Consider the following 18,886-nt stretch of genomic DNA (forward strand, 5'->3'; position numbering starts at 1 on the left):
CGGTGTTTCTCGGATCTCGGGACGAGGGTGGGGTGTTGGGGTCAGGCTGGGTGTATGGGTCGTGAGGATTTAACGAATGCGGACCGAGACCGCCTGGAGTCGCTCCTGCCTCGTGGCGGTGCGCGTGGAGGTCGGTGGAGTGACCATAGGCGGGTGATCAACGGCGTGCTGTACCGGGTGCGGAGGGGTGTGCAGTGGCGTGATCTGCCGGAGCGATTCGGCCCGTGAGAGACGGTCTACAAACGCCATTGCCGCTGGTCGGCGGACGGAACGTGGGCGATGCTGCTCTCTCGCGTCCAGGCCGCCGAGGGTGCTGAGGGCCGGATCGACTGGGACATCTCGGTGGACTCCACCTCCGTGCGGGCTCTGCGCCTGCCGAGAATGCCATCCATGCAGCTCAGGAGCTTCTGCGACGGTGCGGCAGGATTAGCACTTGTGCTGCTGCGTCTTGTCTACTTGACCGTCACCAACCTGTTCGGCGCGCTGCGGTTGCTGCCGGTGAGCGACCGCGACAAGGTCACGGAGATCCCCGCCCTGCGCCACCAGCTCACCGTCCTTGAGCGACAACTCGGTCCGGGACTGATCAAGTTCGCACCAGCAGACCGAGCCTTCCTCGCCCCACTCCTCCGCCCTCTCCCCCGCGAGGCACTACGCCGCCTGCGGCTGCTCGCACGACCCGACACCGTCCTGCGATGGCACCGCGACCTGCTCAAACAGCGCCAGGCGAACGTCTCTCGACCTCACCGCCGAGGCCGGCCCCGCACCGTACGCTTCCTGCGTCATCACGCACGAGTTCTTGACGACCTGCCACGCCGAACGCGACCTTGTCCAGGACCTCGCGTCGCTCGACTTGCCCACCAACGAGCAGTACCGCAACAGCTCGATCGGGGAGTGTTGCTTCCATCTCCTCGAATTCGGCCTCGGCATCGACCTGAGTGAACGCCTGGCAGAACTGCCCGAACTGCGGCGCCTCAACACGCTGGTGGCCCGCCACAAGATCGGCGGCAACGACATCTTCTCCTACCGCAAAGAGCTCGACGGCGGCGACACCATGAACGAGATCCAGCTCGCGCTCGCCGAGAACGGCGGCAACCACCAGGCGGCCGTCGACCGCATCGCCGCCACCGTCCACCGCGTCGAAACCGGCTTCGACCACCTCACCGGCCAACTGTGCACCGGCCCGGTAGCCCCGGGCAGCGACCTCGGCGCCTACCTGGACGCGCTGGAAGCGATGATCGCCGGGAACCTCGAATGGTCCTACCTCACTCCCCGCTACAACGGCCGCGGCCACACCTGGAACGGCCTGACCGACGCAACCGTCATCCTCCGCCCCCATGAGCACGCTCCCGCCCCTCACATCATGCGACTCACCCACTCACGCCCAGCCGCCGAGAGGACAGAGCCCAAAACGCCAGGCACACCCCTCTCATGATGCAAAACCTGCTCCTGAATCAGCCCATGCCAGAGACCCGCACCCCTTGATTGGGGATGCCCTCTGCGGTGCACGAGTGAATTTCGGCATGCAGGTCCCCAGGCGAGCAGCCTTCCCGAGCGTAATGCTCACCGCAGAACCTTCTGACACTGCTCGCACTAACAGACGGCTTGGAACGTGACGTTCGAGCCGGGGCGGCTCCCATCGACGAAGACCGCGTCGCACCGCTTCTGGAACACTCGCGTACGCAAGGTCTGCAAGGAAAGTACCGCTCGGTGCGCCTATTGGGCGACAAAGCCCTGCGGAGATCTGGCTATTCTGCGCGTCGCTTCCTGCGGCCACTTGACGGCCCGTTACCGCAGGAGGGCTCTGGACGACAGGCAAAGCATGCCTCTGCCGGTACGAAAACCACTTCGCGGGGCGGTGAAGACGGGTGGAGTTGATCAGAAGGGACGGAGTTCCTGCATTCTGTACGGTCTCCGCCACCCTCCGCTCTGGCACGGCTCACGCCTCGTCGGCGGTAACCGCATACGACAGGCACTGATGGGGCCCACCGGCCACTGGCGCCTGCCACGTTCCCGGCGGGATCGTGGCAGGCGAGACCACACGCGTCGGTCAGCCCGCCAGGAACGCCGCGGTAAGCGAACCTGTGCCCACCGCGGCGGCCATAAAGGAGAACTGAACCAAGTGCTGTTTGCGCCACACGATCTGCGACATCACCACCAGTTGGCGACTGAGGTCGGGTAGCGGGTCGGTGGTACGTAGCGCCTCGGTGAGCTGCTGCGGCTCGCGGCGCCGCAGGTCACCGAAGTACACAATGTTGGACCGACCTCCCTGGTCGCTCAAGGAAGGCTTCGTACGGGGCAGGACAGCCCACATGGACAGCGAAGCCGCCGAGGCCAGCAGCACCACACCGAGCCAAAGCAACAACAAAGGGAACAAGCCCGAGATGTCCCCGAACGACGTGTCCTTCGACAGAGCGAACACGGCGCCAAGGACCACCGACTCGACGCTGAGAGCGAAGGCGGCCTTGGTGTCCGCCTTCCCCGTCAGGTCCGCGAGGGCGGCGTGGACGCGCCAGGCCGTGTCCGCTGGATCGGGGATCGGGGTCATGGCGTTCTCCTGTGACTGTGGGGACAGTTGCCAAGTTCATACCCCGCAGAGGCCGCCAGTGGTGCGCCAAGTGGCACACAGCGAGGGGGTGAGGCATGCAGCGGCATGGATTTACGGAGCACTTCTCCCCGGAGGACCTTCTGCTGCTCCGGGGAGCGGGCCGGGTACGCGCGTGGGACCGCAATGAAATGCTCATGTGTGAAGGCGACCCACCGGACTTTCTGGTCCTGATCATCGGTGGGCTAGCCAAGGCCACCGTCGGCTCTGCGAACGGCTACACCAGCCTGCTGGCGCTTCGGGGCCCCGGGGAACTCTGCGCCTGCCGAAAATGTCATCCATGCAGCTCAGGAGCGTCCTCGATAATGCGGCAGGATAAGCACTCGTGCTACTTCGTCTCGCCTACCTGACCGTCACTAGCCTGTTCGCCGCGCTGCGGTTGCTGCCGACGAGCGACCGCGACAAGGTCACGGAGATACTCGCCCTGCGCCACCAGCTCACCGCCCTGGAGCGACAACTCGGCGCGGACCGGGTGAAGCTTGCTCCACAAGACCGGGTGTTCCTTGCCGCTCTGCTGGTGCCATTGCCCCGCAACGCCCTGCGCCGATTGCGCCTACTGATACGGTGCTGCGCTGGCATCGCGACTTGATGAAGCGGCGTCACGCCCGCACCTGCTGGCCCAAGAAGCCCGGTCGGCCACCCACGGTCCATTCGATCCGCAAACTGGTCCTGCGCCTGGTGCGGGGGAACCCGTCGTGGGGCTACCGCAGGGTGCACGGCGAACTCGCCACCCTCGGCATCAAGGTCGCGGCCTCCACCGTCTGGGAGATCCTCATCTCCGAGGGAATCGACCCCGCGCCCGACCGGAACGCCACCACCTGGGCCGATTTCCTGCGCTCGCAGGCAGACGCTCTCCTGGCCTGCGACTTCATCGAGACCTTGACTTTGACCGGCCGACGCCAGTACATCCTCGCGGTCACCGAACACGCCACCCGCCGCATCCGGATCCTCGGCACCACAGCCCACCCAACCGCCGCCTTGGTCACCCAGTCCGCCCGAAACCTGGCCATGGACCTCACAGACGCACAGGCCACCCACGCGTACCTGGTCCGAGACCGGGACGCGAAATACCCCGCCCTCTTCGACGACATCCTGACCAACGCCGGCATCCAAGTCGTACGCACCGGCGTCCGGATACCGCGCATGAACGCGATCATGGAACGCTGGGTCCAGACCTGCCGCCACGAACTACTGGACCGCACCCTCATCTTCAAACGAGCAACACCTGCGCCAAGCACTCCGCCAGTTCGAACTGCACTACAACCACCACCGGCCCCACCAAGCGATAGACCAGGCAGCACCACTGCGCACGGCCCCGGAACCGCTCACCCCCGCACAGACCACCCGGCTGAAGGTACGGCGGAAAGACCGCCTCGGCGGAATCCTGCACGAGTACCAACATGCCGCTTGAACTGCACGGATGGAGTTTTCGGCAGGCGCAGTCTCGGCGTACCCGCACGGCCCTGCCACACGGGCGGCAGTGCCACACAGGCCGTGCCGACGGGCTGACCATCGGCGTCATGCCGTATGGGATGCCGCCCGGCCCGCGACGTACCGGCCGTCTTCGAACGTTCAGCGGCCGAGATGCACAGCACCCGCCCAGTGGCTCGGCGAGCCAAGCGCGATCACGCCGCTGATCTGCTCCAGCTGCCTCGCGAGCCGGTTCGCGGTGGTCCGCGGAAGGCTCTCCGGGATGCGGCGGTCGGGCTGTCGCATCCACTGCTGTGCACGGCGCAGAGCCTCCGAGGGTTCGTGTCCACGCCCCATGAAGTGGTGAAACATCAGCATCACGAATGCCGTGGCGGCGTTCTGCGACGGCCAGAGCGAGCCCAGGACGGTTGACGCTCCCGCGGAAAGAAAGGCGCCCGCGACGGTGAATCCCTCGTCGGGGTAGCGATCGCTGAGGTTGCTGGTGCAGCAAGCCAGCGACACGCATACGCCGCCGGGATTCGCCTGACCCGCGGTGTTCACCGAACTGGGTGCTCTGATCACTGTGTTCGCGATCTGGTCGACACGGAGGCGCTCTTCTCCCAGGTGGATACACGAGCGCCACGGTTCGGCCAAGTCCTGCGCCAGGTGAGCGGCGATGTCGATCATTGTCCAGCCGGCGCCGATCGAGATCTCGGTGAGCAGTGACGCACCGATCTTCTGCTGTTCTCCGTCCTCGTTCCGGACGTTCAGAACGGTGGCTCGGGGATACAACCCGCCGTGCAGGAGAGCGGTGGCGGTCCATGCCGCCGCGGGACCGGTCAGGCCGTTGACCAGCAGTGCCTGTTCGTTCGGTACGGGACGCGGCCTGGCCGTGGCCGCGATGAACTGCCGGGCGGAAGGGGCGTACGAGATCACCAACCGATCGATGGCCAGGACGTCCGGTCCGACCGGCACCGCGGCCCAGGGCACGGCTGCCAGGTCGCCCATCGGTATCAGGACGGTGCGTGCCCTGCCGTCCGGGCGGGGCGGACAGTGTCTGTCCAGTTCGGCCAGGACGGGTTTGAGCATGGTCCGGCCGGCCCAGTCGCACATCTCGGACAGTGCTCGCGCCCACTGCTCATTGCCCGCGGGGTTCGCGGCTCCCCCTGCCGAGGAACTCCAGAAGCGCAGGGCGGCTCGGTAGCGGTCCAGGGCCGGAGAGCCGGCCGCCGCTGTGCCGGGGAAGGGGACCCACGAGGCCTTGCCGGTGGCTGTGAGCACCAGGGCACCGCCCCCGGAGAATCCGGGCGGGGAACCTTCCGCCGCTGGACCGGGGCCCGGCGGCAGCAGGTAGACGAGCGCCTGGGAACTCACCCCTGCCAGCGCGTTGCTGATGCCCGCGACGCGGGGCGGGGTCGCCAAACCGTCCAGCGCCCCGTCCGCCTCGAGAAGGTCCATGACGACACCGGTCAGACCGCTCGGCACGGTCAGGTCGGCGCCGGGGTCACCCGCGACATATTCGGGGACGCGAAGCAGGCCGGTATCCCTGACGTGGCTGTTCCAGGATTCGGCAAGGTCGCCGCGTCCCATCGCGCGCAGACGCGCGGGGGTATCACGGTGCACATGGGCACTGTGCAGGACGAGGGCCCGCCCCGACTCCAGCGCCTGTACGGCCGCGTCCCACGCACGATCCGCGATGGCCCAGTGGGCGACTTCGAGCGCCTCTCTTCCCGCGTCACGCGCCGAGAACAAGGCGTCCGCGGTGCCTTCCTGCAGAAGCACCTGCCGGGCGTTCTCCCGCAGGATCCGCACGCCGATACTCCGGGACTCGGCCAGGTCGGCACGTGACCCGTGCCCCTGCTCGGCCGCCGGAGAGGACGGGCCGAGGGAGGGTGCGACGGCGTCCAGCAAGGGGCCCAACCCCGGCATCACGTCCACCTCGCTCCGAAGGCGGACGAGTGTCTCCTGTGACGTCCGGGCGACCGCGGCCGCTCCTCTGACCCGTAACGCACGGGCGAGGCGCAGTTGCGCCACCGTGCGCACTTTCGGAAGGGGTTGGCCCTCGGACGCCATGTTGATCGCGCGCAGTGTCTGAATGGCGTCGTCCGTCGTGCCCTGGAGCTGGCTCCGCACGGTACGAATCAGGGTGAGCATCGCTTGGAGCATGCCGTCTGCGCCGCCGCTGCTCCATGCTGCCGCCTGCGCCATGTTCTCGTACTCGGTCAAGCGCTCGTCCAGCCCACCTTGTGCCCGTATGTGCTCCACCCCACGCGCGCCTATCCGGATCGCTTCGAGGGTCACCCCGCGGTGCACGCGTTCGGCGGCGTTCGTGGCCAGGGCGTAGGACCGCTCGGCCCACGGCAGGGCCTGTTCGGCATAGACGGCGGTCTTCCGGCCCGGCAGCTCGCCGGCGAGTACCAGGGCCTGGGCGAAGACCAGCGTGAGCGCCCCCTCGATTCCCTGTTTCAACTCCGCGGCGGCCTGGCTCTCCAGTGCGGTGCGCATCAGCGCCAGCGCCGACCCGGTATGGCTTCTGTCCGTCGCTGCCGGGATTCCGCAGTCGGCGTCGTCGGCGCCCGCGCTGTTGTGGAAGCGGACGTGGGCCAGACCACGGAACACGTCCATGACGAGGTGTCCGACCCCGGAACGTGGCATGTCGTCGGCGTAACTCTCCAGTAGTGCCAGGGCACTTCGGCTGTCCTTGATCGAGCCGCGCCTGTTGAGACGCCCGAGGAGCGAATGGCAGAGCATCATCAGCGCGTTGGGCACGCCCGGGTGGTCCGGCGGCAGGGTGCGCAGCGCCTGGGTGATGTCCTTGAGCGCGCGCTCGATGTCGTCGGCGCCGAACGAGTACGCGGCCCGCGCGCCTCTGGCCATTCCACGGACCAGCAGAGAACTCGGGAAGTCGACGCCCCGCGGGTCCAGTTGCGTTGTCCCGTACTCCGCCGCTTCGATCGCCTCGGTCAGGGCCGACGGCGGGAGCAGTCTCTCGACCACCGCGTGGATGAGGCCCTCGGCATACACCGATGCCGCGACGGCCGAGGGTTCTCCACCCGCGAGCCAGACGTCCTTGAGTCCGTTCAGCCCTTCCAACAGGTTTCCGGACTCTTCCGCTGTCGCCGGACCGTGCTCCACGGCCCGCTTGAGTACGAGTTCCGACTCCATCTGTCGAAGGGTCACCGTCACCTCGTCCGGGACGTCGGCCCGGACTCCGAGGGCGGACAGCGCGCTCAGCCATTCCCGCCATTCGGTGCCGGCCAGCCGCTCCGGGTCCTCTCTGAGCAGATGGGCCCACGTGACCAGTCGACAGGCCTGGATCCGCACCAGGTCCGGATCCTGCGGGTGGAGCAACGGCAACAGCTCGTCAAGCAGTTCGAGATGGTCATGGCGCAGGCCGGACAGGGCGTCCCGTATCGCCTTGGCCATGGCACGTACCTCGGACGGCGCTGTGGTGGGACGGTATTCGGCGGCGTGCTCCAGCAAAGTGTCGAGTTCGACATGAATCAGGTGCGCCTGGAGGCCGAGGGGCACGAGGCCGGGTCGCGGCGGATCCTGAGTGGTCTCCTCCGTCCGCCATGCGCTCTCACCGGCGACGGCCGCTCGCGCGGTGGACAGATGGTGCAGTGCTTCCCTCAGGTCCCTGATCCTCGGGCCGTCGAGACCGTCCACAGCCGTCGCGGGTACGTTCGGCGCGTGGCTCAGCAAGCGGGCCAGGTTCAGGCAGTCGGCGGGATCCACGGTCACGTGCGGGACGTCGTCGGGCATCTCGGACCTCATGTGCGCCACCACTCGCCCCCGCAGTCGGTTCAGCGCCTCCGGTACCGGACCCCGGCAGGAGAAAGCATCGGTCTCGTCCGCGACCATCTCGGCGAGAGCGGAGAGGTAAGGGCGGCATGCGCCTCCGGAGCTCCGTGTCAGCCCGGCAAGCGCGGCGAACTCAGCGGCGACCCAGCCGATCTCGTCATCGGCGAACGCGCCTGAGAGCACTCCCCTGTTGTGCGGCTCGGTCGACCGGCCTTCCCTGCCGCTCATATGGTCGGTCCTGCCGAGGTCGAAGCCTGGCCCGCGTCGAGGGCGGCCTGACCGATGTCGACGGGGTACGTCTGCGGGGTGAAGGTGAGGGCGGTGGCCTGCTCGGCACGGCGGCTGAGGTAAGCGGTGAGCAGGCGTCCCGTAGCCCGCTCCGCGGTGATGTCGGTGGGCTGTGGCCAGCCTGCTGTCTCGTAGAGTGCCGTCCTGGATGCCACCAGGACGGCCTCGATGCTGTCGCAGTAGTCGTCCACCGCGTCGCCCAGACCGCGGTGCAGCAGCGCCGTGGCGCCCGCGGCCACGGCTGCGATGAGGATGCACACCGCGAGCAACGTCCCGTCGCCGGCGAAGAGGGATCCTGCGGCGAAGGCGAGTGCGACCACACCGGTGCAGACGGCCCAGAGCAGGTTCTGCACCCGTGAAGCGACCACCTCCGACTCGCGCTTGAGTCCCGCCAGGTGCGGCTGGCACAGACTGATCTCCAGGAGCGGCCAGCAGACGTCCAGTTGCAGGCCGTGCCTGGTCTCCACTCGCTCGGTCATCGCGGCGAAGCTGTTACCCAACCGCGTTGGAGCCACCCGGGAGTTGCTGTGCGGCGACGGGCCTCCGGGGCTCGGGTAGCGCATCCGCCGCGCAAGCGCCCGGGCGTCGCGGGCCGGCGTGAGCACGTCGTCCGCCGCCTCCGAGTCACGCGCCCTGTGACCTGCGGCGGAGGCGAGCCGGCCTACTGCCGCCGCGTACACACGCTGATGGTGGCGCAGGCGACGGGCGGTCAGCCTGGCCAAGCGCCCGTTCAGGGGCCACGAGGTGCCCGCCAGCCAGGCGAGAACGGGCTTCGTCGCCGCCGCGATGATGAGCGAGGAGCCGACGGCCAGCGTGAGTGCCAGGACGATGCCCACGACGACGGCCACCGGATCGACGGCCGAACCCTCGCACCACAGACGCGTGACCCGCCCTTCGGCGGAACCGGAACAGTCGGTGGCTCCGGGCAGCCGGGCGCTGAGGCCCACGACCACCACCGCCCAGAAGGCGAACGCGCCTCCGCTCACCCTCAGCAGCCACCTGTTCGCACGCCCGCCGATCAATGTGCGCGCCAGTTCCACCGCGAACCCACCTCCCCGGGGTCTCCTCGAGCCTCGTCGGCGTGCCCCTGAATCTCTAATGGAGCGGTCGGTCAGTCGCTGTCGAGAGGCGGTTTCAACGAACCGTACTTGAGCGTCACGGCCTGACCGTGAGCACTGCAGCTGACGATTCCGCTGTCCGAGTACTCAGAGGTGCCGGTGTCCCGGGTGAGACACCCGGCCACCTCGCAGTACCACCCGAACTCGCCTCCCCCCGAGGGGAGACCGCCGAGCGGGCTCACCAACGTACCGAGTTCGTCGAACGCGCCTTCCAGGGACTGCGGTTCGGCTCTCCCCCCGGGAGCTGCGGCACCGTCCTGGGACTCTGAGGACACCATGGGTGAAGCATGGGACTCGTACGGTTTTGCGTCAAATATGCAAAAGCGCAAAATAGAGAACAGATTCTGCCTCAATCGCACTTATGGTGACATTGCCAGATGAGGTGGACCGCTGTCCGCTAACTTGCCCTCACGGAAAGCGAGCTCACGCAGGCCCACGCGGGGCAGTTCGGGCTCAGCTCGGGGGCATGGGGGCATATGAGTTCGTCCGTCGTCATCGACTGGAAGCTGCTCGCAGAGCAGGAGCGATCCGCCTGTCTGCGTCATTGGGAGGCGTTCGTCGAACTCCGCCGCAGAGCAAGAACCCTGGAACGTCGCGCCGCCGTCGTCGGTGCGGTCACCGGCAGCAGTATCTCTGTCCCTTCGGTGAGGGAGCCCGACCTCGACGCCGATTCCGGCAACCTCGCATCGGCACTCGACGCCACCTCGGCGCTCCTCGCCCGAACCGAGGAGAAGCTCCATTCCGCGATCGCCGTCCACTCCTCATCCGCGCGTCCGGCAGCGCGACTCCTGGCCACGGAGACCGCCCCGCCGCCCGTCGGCCCCAGCGCGGCAGAGGAACTCGCCCGCTGGCGAGAGCGACAGGGGGCCCGGCGCGACCCGGAACACAAACCGTTGAACAGCGCCGAGACCGAGAAGGCGTACACGCAGGCGGCAGAGGTGATCGAGGTGTTCCCGGATCGGAAGGACCAGATCCTCGAACTCGTCCGGACCTCCGTCGCGGGAGACACCGGAGACGCTCTCGCCCTGGCACGGGTACGGGCCGAGGCAGACGCCGCGATCGAGGAGCGGAGGGACGGGGAGCGGGCCGCGTCCTTACGTGAACGGATCCAGTTGCTGATCGGCCGGATCGCCGACTCGACCCACGGGCACGACTACGCCGCCACCCTGTCCAACCGGGTGGCGGCTGCCGGTCTCGACAGCCCTCGGTTGCAGCGGCTGTACGACCAGTCCCGCACGCTTCTCGGGGAGTTGACGTCGTGGCAGGACAGATCCGATCTCCTCGCGACCATGGAACAGGCCATGGCCGATGTGTGGGACTTCGGCCCCGAGACCCCCATGGTGATCCTCACCGCCGCCGGCACGGACGACCGGGCGCTCGCCGCCCCGCTCCCGACCCGGACCGCACACCCGACGCAGGCCGGTCACGCCGTACGGCTGACGATCGAGCAGAACTCCCTGGTCCACGCCGAAGTGGTACGGCTTCCCGGCGGCAACCCCGCCGGTGACACGGAGGCCCAGAACCTGCTGTGCGACCGGATGGACGAGTTCGCCGCCCGGATGGCCGATCACGGCTGCCCCGTCAGCTGGACCGAAGGACCACCCGCCGGGGCCGTGGCGGCGGAGGCCGTCCAGGCAGAGGTCGTGCGAACCAGCTCCGAAGGCTCCGTGGAGGCGAAAGCGCAAGCGGCCGAAAGCGCCCGGCGCAGGCTTCAGGCGGCCGAGCTGCGTCGCCGTGCCGCGGCGATGAGGAGCCAGCAGCGCAGACCGACGGGAAGTGCCTGATGAACAGTGCCTGGGCCGAGTACGACATCACCGAGGACCGGGCGCCCAACGCCTGCTTCAAGGGCGTCCCGGAATTACCCGAGGCGTGGATGCGTGAGGTGGACCTCTCCCTTTCGCTGGCGCCTCAGCTGCTGCTGACCGGCAACGTCCGGGACCTGCACCGCGTCATGGTGCTTCCGAAGGGCGATCCGGCCGTCGACGGCGCTCTCTCCCCGGTCGAGCGCATGCTGCCCCTGTCCGAGGTGCTGGCGACAATCTGCCAGGCCAGGGGGTACGCCGGACTGCTGCAGCTGGACCCACTGAGCGGACTGACCCCGATTCGTCCTCCGGGGCGAGGAGACGGCCGCGCGCTGCCGGCCGCGCTGACCGAGGTGGTCAAGTCGTACGAGCAGAACGACGATGAACTCGGAGGCCCAGACCTCAGAGCGCTGCTCATCGACCTGCACGCGGCCAGGACCGACCCGGAGGACGACGGCGCGCCCATCGGCCTCGTCGTTCCGTACGCGGCGCGGATCATGCCTGCGGACGGGATGCCCGATCCCGCGGAACGCACCCTGATGACCACCATCGAAGCTCTCGGTCACAGTGCGAGCACGGTGCCCTCCCCGTTGAGTGCGTCCCAGGAGACGTTCGCCGTGACGATCTTCTGGATCTGTGAGCAGCAGGAGCACCTGCACAGCGGTTTCCCGATCGGCAGCGGCGCGTTGCGCGTGATCAGGGTGCCGCTGCCGGACCTCGACCGGCGCCACACCGCTGCCCGCTATTTCACCAGGGCCGACAGCCCTCCGCCCGAGGACATCGAGGCGATCGCCGGCGCCACCGACGGCATGACGGCGCGGCATGTACGCACCGCGGTGCTCACCGCCGCGAGCCTGCCGTCCGGCCCTTCCAAGTTCTCCGACGCGGCCCGGCTGGTGCGCGTCGGCATCACCGAGGACCCGTGGGCGAGCGCGACCATCAGGGAGCAGTTGTCGAACGCCTCCGCGTATCTGTCGAAGAGTGTGCTGGGCCAGCCGGAGGCCGTCGAGAAGACCGTGGACATCCTGGTCCGCGCCGCCGTCGGGCTGACCGGCGCCCAGTCCTCCAGTACGCCCAACCGGCCACGCGGAGTGCTCTTCCTCGCCGGCCCCACCGGAGTGGGGAAGACCGAACTGGCGAGGTCGATCACCAAACTGCTCCTGGGCAAGGAGGCGTCTCCGGTGCGCTTCGACATGTCCGAGTTCCGTGCCGACGAGAGCCGCCAGCGGCTGATCGGGGCGCCTCCCGGGTATGTCGGATACGACTCGGGAGGCGAGCTGACCAACGCCGTTCGCGCGCAGCCCGCCAGCGTTCTCCTCTTCGACGAGGTCGAGAAGGCGCACGAACGGATCCTCGATCTCTTCCTGCAGATCCTGGACGACGGCAGGCTCACGGACAGCCGCGGCGCCACCGTGTACTTCACCGAATGCTTCCTGATCTTCACCTCGAACCTCGGCGCCACGGAGAGCACGGCCGACGGTGAATCCGGGGACGAGGACGCGGACAGTTCCCTTTCCGTACAACCGCCCACGGACTTCCAGAAGGATCCGGCGCGATTCGCCGAGCACCTCAGGCAGGCCTATGTCGAGTACTTCGACAAACAGATCGGCCGGCCCGAACTGCGCAACCGCTTCGGCGACAGTTACGTCTCCCTCGGCTACATCGATTCCGGGATCGCCCGGCAGATCCTCGACCGGGCGATGGACATCTTCGCCGAGCGTGTCCTGCTCACCCACAAGGCCCGGCTGTCGTTCTCCCAGGACGTACGCGAAACCCTGGCGGAGAACGCGGGGGGGAACCTCGCGCTCGGTGCTCGCGGAGTGCTCAACCTCGTGGAGAGCGCACTGGTGAATCCGGTCAGCCGCCGCATCTTCGACCAGCCGTGCCGTCCCGGGGAGGAACTGCGAGTGACCGGGCTGTATCTGGACGGCACCGTGTGGAGACTGGAGCTGACACGTTGAACGACCGACCCGCGCCCACGAGAAGCGAATCCGTCCTGCGCGTCAGCCGGGTGGTCTTCCCGGTGACCGCGCTCGGACCGGGGACGCGGCTCGGCGTCTGGGTGCAGGGCTGTTCGATCCGCTGCCACGGCTGTCTGGCTCTCGACACCTGGAACCCCGAGACCGGTCTGGAAATGACGGCGCCGCAGCTCCATGACGTCTGGCGGGACGCGCGGGCCGCCGGCGCGGAGGGTCTGACGATCAGCGGCGGCGAGCCGGGCGACCAACCCGAGGCCCTCACCCTGCTCCTGGAGGGCGTGCGGAAGATTTCCGGATCCGCAGCCGAGGACATCCTGCTCTACACCGGATACGAGTGGGAGGAGTTCCAGCGGCGGATGCCGCGGGTGAGCGAACTCGCGGACGCTGTCATCACCGGACCGTTTCGCGCCGAGCTTCCGACCACGCTGGTGTGGCGCGGATCCGCCAACCAGATCCTCCACCCGCTGAGCGAACTCGGCGAGCTCCGCTACGCGCCGCACATCGACAGTCGGCCCGAACGTCCGCCCATGCAACGAGTCGTCACGGACGAACGCGTTTGGATGATCGGCGTACCGAGGACCGGCGATCTGCCGCGGTTGGATCGTGCACTGCGCCGATCGGATGTGACGGTCGGACAGACGTCCTGGCGTCCGGCGCGTGACGACAAGGACGCACAAGCACCCGACCGTCACCGAAGTCACGGTGTCGCTCCCTTCGGACCTGCCGCCGATCCCACGGAACCGGAATAACCACATGCATTACTTCTGCACCAGGGGCAGACACGAGTGGCACTCCTCATACTGCGACGTGCACGACAGCAACACGGCTCCTCAGCGCTCGCGGCGCACCTCCGCCACTGACCGGACGGGTTCCGCAGAGAGCCCGGTCACGGGCACGGCCGGCCCGGACGACGCCGCGGTCCGAGCCCGTCTGGGATCGATCCTCGATCCCGACCCGGAAACGCCGCGCGCGGGAACAGCCGACGGCACGGCGCCGGATGACCGGGCTGCCACGGTGATACCCCCCGGCCTGGGCAGGCGCTACCGGCTGCTGTCGTCCTTCCCCGAGGAGATCGGCGTCGGCGGACGGCTCTGGATCGCGGCCCCCACACACGGCCGGAGCAGCCAGGTGCTCCTGAAGGTGCACCAGCCGGGCTTCTCCCCCGACGACGTCCTCAAGGAACGCGTGCGCTCGCACTGCGGTGCTCATGTCGCCGCTCTCAAGGATCACGGCATCGAGGCCGCTCCGGACGGGCGGCCGGTCTCCTGGGAGGAGATCGAATGGCCGGCGGGCGGGCGTCTGCGGGACGTCCTGGAAGGGGTCAGGGGCTCTTCGGGTGCCGGACCCCACGGCGGTCTTCCCGAGCAGACGGTCCGAGCGATTCTCTTCGAACTCACCGCGCTGCTCGAGGCCTGGAACTCGGACGCCAAGGCGATCGTGGCGGATCTGTCCACGCACACGTTGCTGTGCCGGATCCCCGGCGGGGCCGGGCTGCTCGTCGCCGACCTCGACGGTGCGGCCTCAGTCGGCGCCTCGCGTTCGCGCGGTCCGGAACTGCCCGTGACGCCCTATCTCACGCCACGGCATCTGGTGCGCCAGGGAAGGTGGCACGCCGCCGACAGCTGGCCGAGTGTCGCTGTGATCATCCACGAACTGCTCACCGCGGAAGCGCCCTTGGCGGATGTCGTCGGCAACCAGGCGATGACGGATGCCGTCCTGGCCCGGCAGGCGCCGCCGTCGATCGGTGAGCCGGCCTGGGACGAGCTTCTGCGCAGGCTGTCCGCGGCTGATCCCGCAGAGCGATGGGGCGCCTCGGACGTACGCGAGTGGCTCGAGAACAGTTCGGCCCACCGCCCGCAGCAGGAGCCGTTCGTCTACAAGGGCGTCGGACACCTGGATCCGGCGGACCTGGTGGTGGCGCTGGTCGACGACGGCGACCGGGCGACGGACTGGCTGCGCAACAACGACAACGCCGGTGACCTGCTCATGTGGCTGGTCGAGGGCGGTCACGACGAAGGACTCGACGGGGGCACTTTCCGTCGCCCGGGGGCACGCAGGAGCGGCCCCTGGGCAGCGGAGATGTGTCTGGCCGTGCTCTCCGCCCGGTTCACACCGTTCGCCGCGCCTCGCTTCCACGGTCGGCCCATCGATGAGGACGGCCTGCGTCGCCTCGCCCACGGCCACGCTGTCACTGTCATCCGTGATGTCCTGGACAGTGGGGTTCTCCAGGAGGCGGCACGTCACCAGTGCGCCAGGCACTCGACGGGAGCCCAGGGCTGCCCGGTCCTGGGACGGCTCGCCGAGTTGGTCCCGCGAGCCGCTGAGGCGACACGGGAACGCGCGGTCAGGGCTCTGGCCGCCGTCCGCGACGAGGCCGCCGACACCGACGCCCGGCTGAGGGCCGACATGGCGGAGCTGTTCGCAGCGCACCGCGACGACGCCCGATCCGTACTGGATCTGCCTTCGGTCAACGACGACCAGCTGTATCCGACGGTCCTGCTGCTGGCGCTGGGCGACGAGGAGTTCCTGGCGAGCGCTGCCGACAGCATCGGACGGGCCCGGCCGAACCACTTCACCATGGCCTGGTGGACGCCACTGTATGAGGAGGCCCTCGCCGCGCTGCGGACTCAGGAACCGCAGGCGGCGGTGGGCGAAGCAGCACCACCGCCGAAGGCGTCGGCCCCGCTCGGTGCTCCGGCGATCAGCGCTGTAGCTCTCGCGCTGATGCTGGCGGAACAGGTGGCTCTGCACGCCCGCCATCACCGCCGAGCCCGCCGGGCACAACTGCGGGCCGTGCTCCGGCGCAAAGCCATTGAAGTCGGCGTACGGATCCGGCAGGTCGCCGGACGCGGATCGGTGGAAGACCGCCAGGCGGCGGTGGAGCGCCGCAGGGAAACGGCCCGGCGGGCCCACCAGGGGCTGCTCACCGTGCGGTGGCTGTGGCTGCTGGTCATCACTGTGGCGCTGCTCGACTTCGCTGGTTACGTCGCGTACGGCTGGCAGCCCTACACTCCGCCGCCGGCCGCCGTAGCGGCCGCCCCCGATCGCGGCACGCCGAAGAAGGCGAGCGGCACCGATCCCCCGGCCTGGCGCTCGGCTCCCCTCCTGTGGCAGGAGGCCAGGACCGAGGTCGACGGCGACGAACCGCCCGGCTGGGTCGACTCGCTGGAGAACGCGTCCGTGGAGGTGGCTGAGACCCGGCCCGAGTGGCTCGACGACGGGGCCGTGTTCGGCTGGAAGGCTCATCTGTCAAGTGTCCAGCCATGGTTGCCCGCCCTCTGTTCGCTGCTCGCGATGGCCGCTGCACTGCGGTGGGCGGTGAGTACGGTCCGTCTCCGTACAAGGGTGGCTTTCGCAGTCCTGGGCAGCGTCGCCGCAGTCGCACTCGCCTGGCACCTGTGGGCGGACGGGCTGATTCACGCACTGCTCGGCGTGACGCTGGCACTGCGTTGGCCGTGGCCCGCGCTGTTCCTGCTCGCCGGCCTGATCCTCTCTCTTTGGCTCCTCGGCCCCAGAGAGAGGTCGCGGCCCGCCACTGACAACACCTACCGACGATGACGATCCACCGAAGCTTCCAACCACCGACGGAGAGAGGACCGATGGCAACCGCAGAACAGTACGAGAGGGCTCTGGTCAAGGCCGAACGGCTTGGCATCGGATCGCTCGACAAACACGATCTGGACCTCCTCATGACCCTGTACAAGGAGAGCGGTTCCCGTGGAAACCGCGCCCGTCGAGCCGTCGACGGGAAGTAGTGGCGCTCCGGTCCCACGTCGGCATCCGAAACTCAGGAGTGAGTCATGGGATTGTTTTCAAGCACCGAGGAGATCGACCTGAGCCCTCCCGGCCTTGTCGCGGTGAGTGACCGGGTAGCCGAGCAACTTCCCGATCCGGGGGAGCACTTGCTGAGACTTCTCAGCGGCCTGTCCCCCGAGTCCTACGAGTTGGCCGCCGCGGAGATCGATCGGGTTCGGCACGCCAATGGGGCCGTCACGGGCGCTGGGCTCAAGGGTGTCGCATACCGGGACTGGAAGAGCGGCCCTCTCACCTTGCTTGTCAGCCTGCGGGTGGCCGACGGGATCACCACCGGAACCTGGGCGTCCTTCGGCCTGGGAAGGAAGCAGAACCGAGAAGTCGGAGCGATCGTCGAGACGCTCGTCCAGGAGCAGGGTGTCCCCGCCGCAGCAACGTGGGCCGTCACCCACCGGGCCGAGAAGTGCGATGTGGACTTCCTGGCCGAAAGCCTGACCGCCTCCTACGAGAAGCAGGCGGGCCTCATCACGAACGGAGATGTCATCAAGGCGTTCCGCAAGTGGCAAAGCTAGCCCCGCAGAAGCCCGGCTTCTTCCAGGCGTAGGAAGGGCGCCTGGTCAGGGCGCACGCCCGGCGGCTCGTCAGGTGTGCGGGTCGGCCACCGGATACGGGACGAACATGCTGCTGTTCTGGTCGATCCGCAGGGCGCGGCTGAGCGGCGGCGCGGCGCGCTGCGGGCAACCGAGGCCTTCGCAGACGCGGCAGCCCATGCCGATGGGGGTGGCCGCGGAGGCGTTGTCGAGGCCGTCGGACGAGCCGGTGGGCGTGGCGGATCTCGCAGCCGAGGCCGATGGCGAAGGTCTTGCCCGGTTCGCCCCACCCTGTGCCGTTCGAAAACTCATCGCTACTACTCGGAGGTGGTCTGGCGCGGCATCGCTGTCTGCTGGAACCCTGGCCGGGTGATCATTTCACTGGTGTACCAGGTCTCGCGGAAACTGCTCGCGGTTCCGGCGGTGCTGCTACGCAAAGGGGTGGCCAAGGACGCGGAATTGCTGGTGCTGCGGCACGAGGAACGCGGTGCTGCGCAGGCAGCTCACGAAGCCGGTGCGCTACGAGCTGGCGGATCGACTGTGGTTTGCAGGGCTTTCCTCGCTGATTCCGCGACGCCGGTGGGCGCAGGTGTTCCCGGTGGCACCCGCGACGCTGCTGGCGTGGCACCGCAGGCTGATCGCCCGGAAATGGGACTACAGCAAGCGCCGGAGTAGGCCCGGTCGACCGTCGACTGCGAGTGCGGTGAAGGCTCTGGTACTGCGGCTCGCCAAAGAGAATCCGCGCTGGGGCTGCCGACGGATCCAGGGCGAACTCGTCCGGCTCGGGCGTCCGGTCGGCTCGACGACGATCTGGGAGATCCTCACTGCAGCGGGATTTGATCCGGCCCCACGCCGCAACGGTCCGACGTGGCGCGAGTTCCTGACCGCGCAAGCTGAGGGCATCATTGCCTGCGACTTCGTCCATATCGACCTGGTCGACCTGGTCAACTTGCGCCGGGTGTACGCGCTCGTGTTCCTCGAGCACGGCACACGCCGGCTGCACATCGCGGGAGTGACTGCCCATCCCACCGGGCCCTGGACGGTGCAACAGGCGAGGAACCTTGCCGTCGAGTTGGGTATGCGGGCGGACTCACTGCGTTTCCTGCTCCGAGACCGGGACGCGGAGTACACCGACCCCTTCGACGCGGTCTTCGCGGCCGACGACATCCAAGTTGTGAGAAGCGCGCCGCAGGCCCCTCGGATGAACGCCCACTGTGAACGGGTCATCGGCACCCTGCGGCGCGAGGTCCTCGACTACCTCTTGATCTGGAACGAGTCCCACGCCCGGCACGTCCTCGATGTGTACGCCCGGCATTACAACAGTCATCGCCCCCACCAGACTCGCCGACAGCTCCCTCCCCTCGCCCGGAAGCACCCGACGCCCATGACCGCTCCGCCCGCTCACCGCGCTCTACGCACCCGAATACTCGGCGGCGTTATCAACGAGTACAGATATGCAACCTGACCAGGGGCGATGAGTTTCCGAACGGCACAGGCTTCGACGCCACCGACCTGCCCAACCCGAAGCGAGAGACACGGG

At 68.3% G+C, this 18,886-nt stretch carries 10 protein-coding genes and 4 pseudogenes; 10 read left to right on the forward strand and 4 right to left on the reverse strand.

All coding sequences use genetic code 11. The annotated features are described in order from the left end of the window. Positions 1-54: 54 nt before the first annotated feature. Positions 55-366: pseudogene (locus ACZ5U5_RS38035) on the forward strand (transposase); the annotation flags it as partial. A 430-nt stretch (positions 367-796) separates the two neighbouring features. Beyond that, positions 797-1,432, forward strand: a complete 636-nt coding sequence (locus ACZ5U5_RS38040; protein WP_469031054.1) for a terpene synthase family protein — start codon at positions 797-799, stop codon at positions 1,430-1,432. Between the two features lie 615 nt (positions 1,433-2,047). Here ACZ5U5_RS38040 and ACZ5U5_RS38045 read toward each other — a convergent pair. After that, complete coding sequence (locus tag ACZ5U5_RS38045) at positions 2,048-2,545, reverse strand: Pycsar system effector family protein (protein WP_469031055.1); 498 nt, start codon at positions 2,543-2,545, stop codon at positions 2,048-2,050. 382 nt (positions 2,546-2,927) lie between these two features. Between ACZ5U5_RS38045 and ACZ5U5_RS38050 the strand changes: the two are divergent. Continuing rightward, positions 2,928-4,013: pseudogene (locus tag ACZ5U5_RS38050) on the forward strand (integrase core domain-containing protein). Positions 4,014-4,174: 161 nt separating this feature from the next. Here ACZ5U5_RS38050 and ACZ5U5_RS38055 read toward each other — a convergent pair. Then, positions 4,175-8,044 carry a CHAT domain-containing protein gene (locus ACZ5U5_RS38055; protein WP_469031057.1) on the reverse strand — a complete coding sequence of 1,290 codons (3,870 nt, stop codon included), beginning with the start codon at positions 8,042-8,044 and terminating at the stop codon, positions 4,175-4,177. Then, positions 8,041-9,090, reverse strand: a complete 1,050-nt coding sequence (locus tag ACZ5U5_RS38060) for a hypothetical protein (RefSeq protein WP_469031058.1) — start codon at positions 9,088-9,090, stop codon at positions 8,041-8,043. Before ACZ5U5_RS38060 ends, ACZ5U5_RS38055 begins: the two co-directional genes overlap by 4 nt. A gap of 608 nt (positions 9,091-9,698) precedes the next feature. Between ACZ5U5_RS38060 and ACZ5U5_RS38065 the strand changes: the two genes are divergently transcribed. The 6 genes from ACZ5U5_RS38065 to ACZ5U5_RS38090 are packed head-to-tail and all read left to right on the forward strand — an operon-like array spanning position 9,699 to position 17,328. Further along, positions 9,699-11,006, forward strand: coding sequence for a hypothetical protein (locus tag ACZ5U5_RS38065; protein WP_469031059.1), 1,308 nt, complete (start codon positions 9,699-9,701; stop codon positions 11,004-11,006). Then, on the forward strand, positions 11,006-12,985 hold the full coding sequence (locus ACZ5U5_RS38070) for an AAA family ATPase (RefSeq protein WP_469031061.1): 1,980 nt from the start codon (positions 11,006-11,008) through the stop codon (positions 12,983-12,985). Before ACZ5U5_RS38065 ends, ACZ5U5_RS38070 begins: the two co-directional genes overlap by 1 nt. Continuing rightward, a complete protein-coding gene (locus tag ACZ5U5_RS38075; protein WP_469031063.1) occupies positions 12,982-13,752 on the forward strand; it encodes a 4Fe-4S single cluster domain-containing protein in 771 nt (256 codons plus the stop codon). The genes ACZ5U5_RS38070 and ACZ5U5_RS38075 overlap by 4 nt, the downstream gene beginning before the upstream one ends. A gap of 58 nt (positions 13,753-13,810) precedes the next feature. Then, complete coding sequence (locus ACZ5U5_RS38080; RefSeq protein WP_469031064.1) at positions 13,811-16,561, forward strand: hypothetical protein; 2,751 nt, start codon at positions 13,811-13,813, stop codon at positions 16,559-16,561. Positions 16,562-16,602: 41 nt separating this feature from the next. Continuing rightward, positions 16,603-16,758: a hypothetical protein gene (locus ACZ5U5_RS38085; RefSeq protein ID WP_469031065.1), complete on the forward strand. Its 156-nt coding sequence runs from the start codon at positions 16,603-16,605 to the stop codon at positions 16,756-16,758. Between the two features lie 45 nt (positions 16,759-16,803). Further along, on the forward strand, positions 16,804-17,328 hold the full coding sequence (locus ACZ5U5_RS38090) for a hypothetical protein (protein ID WP_469031067.1): 525 nt from the start codon (positions 16,804-16,806) through the stop codon (positions 17,326-17,328). Between the two features lie 69 nt (positions 17,329-17,397). Here ACZ5U5_RS38090 and ACZ5U5_RS38095 read toward each other — a convergent pair. Next, positions 17,398-17,638: pseudogene (locus tag ACZ5U5_RS38095) on the reverse strand (short-chain fatty acyl-CoA regulator family protein); the annotation flags it as partial. A gap of 77 nt (positions 17,639-17,715) precedes the next feature. On the opposite strand from ACZ5U5_RS38095, the pseudogene ACZ5U5_RS38100 reads away from it, so the two are divergent. Then, positions 17,716-18,811, forward strand: a pseudogene (locus ACZ5U5_RS38100) (integrase core domain-containing protein). Positions 18,812-18,886 lie beyond the last annotated feature (75 nt).

This window comes from Streptomyces sp. NPDC033177, assembly GCF_055577715.1.

Coding starts and splice junctions, on each gene's coding strand:
- ACZ5U5_RS38045 (WP_469031055.1), bottom strand. CDS start 2,545: ATGACCCCGATCCCCGATCCAGCGGACACGGCCTGGCGCGTCCACGCC.
- ACZ5U5_RS38085 (WP_469031065.1), top strand. CDS start 16,603: ATGGCAACCGCAGAACAGTACGAGAGGGCTCTGGTCAAGGCCGAACGG.
- ACZ5U5_RS38070 (WP_469031061.1), top strand. CDS start 11,006: ATGAACAGTGCCTGGGCCGAGTACGACATCACCGAGGACCGGGCGCCC.
- ACZ5U5_RS38055 (WP_469031057.1), bottom strand. CDS start 8,044: ATGAGCGGCAGGGAAGGCCGGTCGACCGAGCCGCACAACAGGGGAGTG.
- ACZ5U5_RS38090 (WP_469031067.1), top strand. CDS start 16,804: ATGGGATTGTTTTCAAGCACCGAGGAGATCGACCTGAGCCCTCCCGGC.
- ACZ5U5_RS38065 (WP_469031059.1), top strand. CDS start 9,699: ATGAGTTCGTCCGTCGTCATCGACTGGAAGCTGCTCGCAGAGCAGGAG.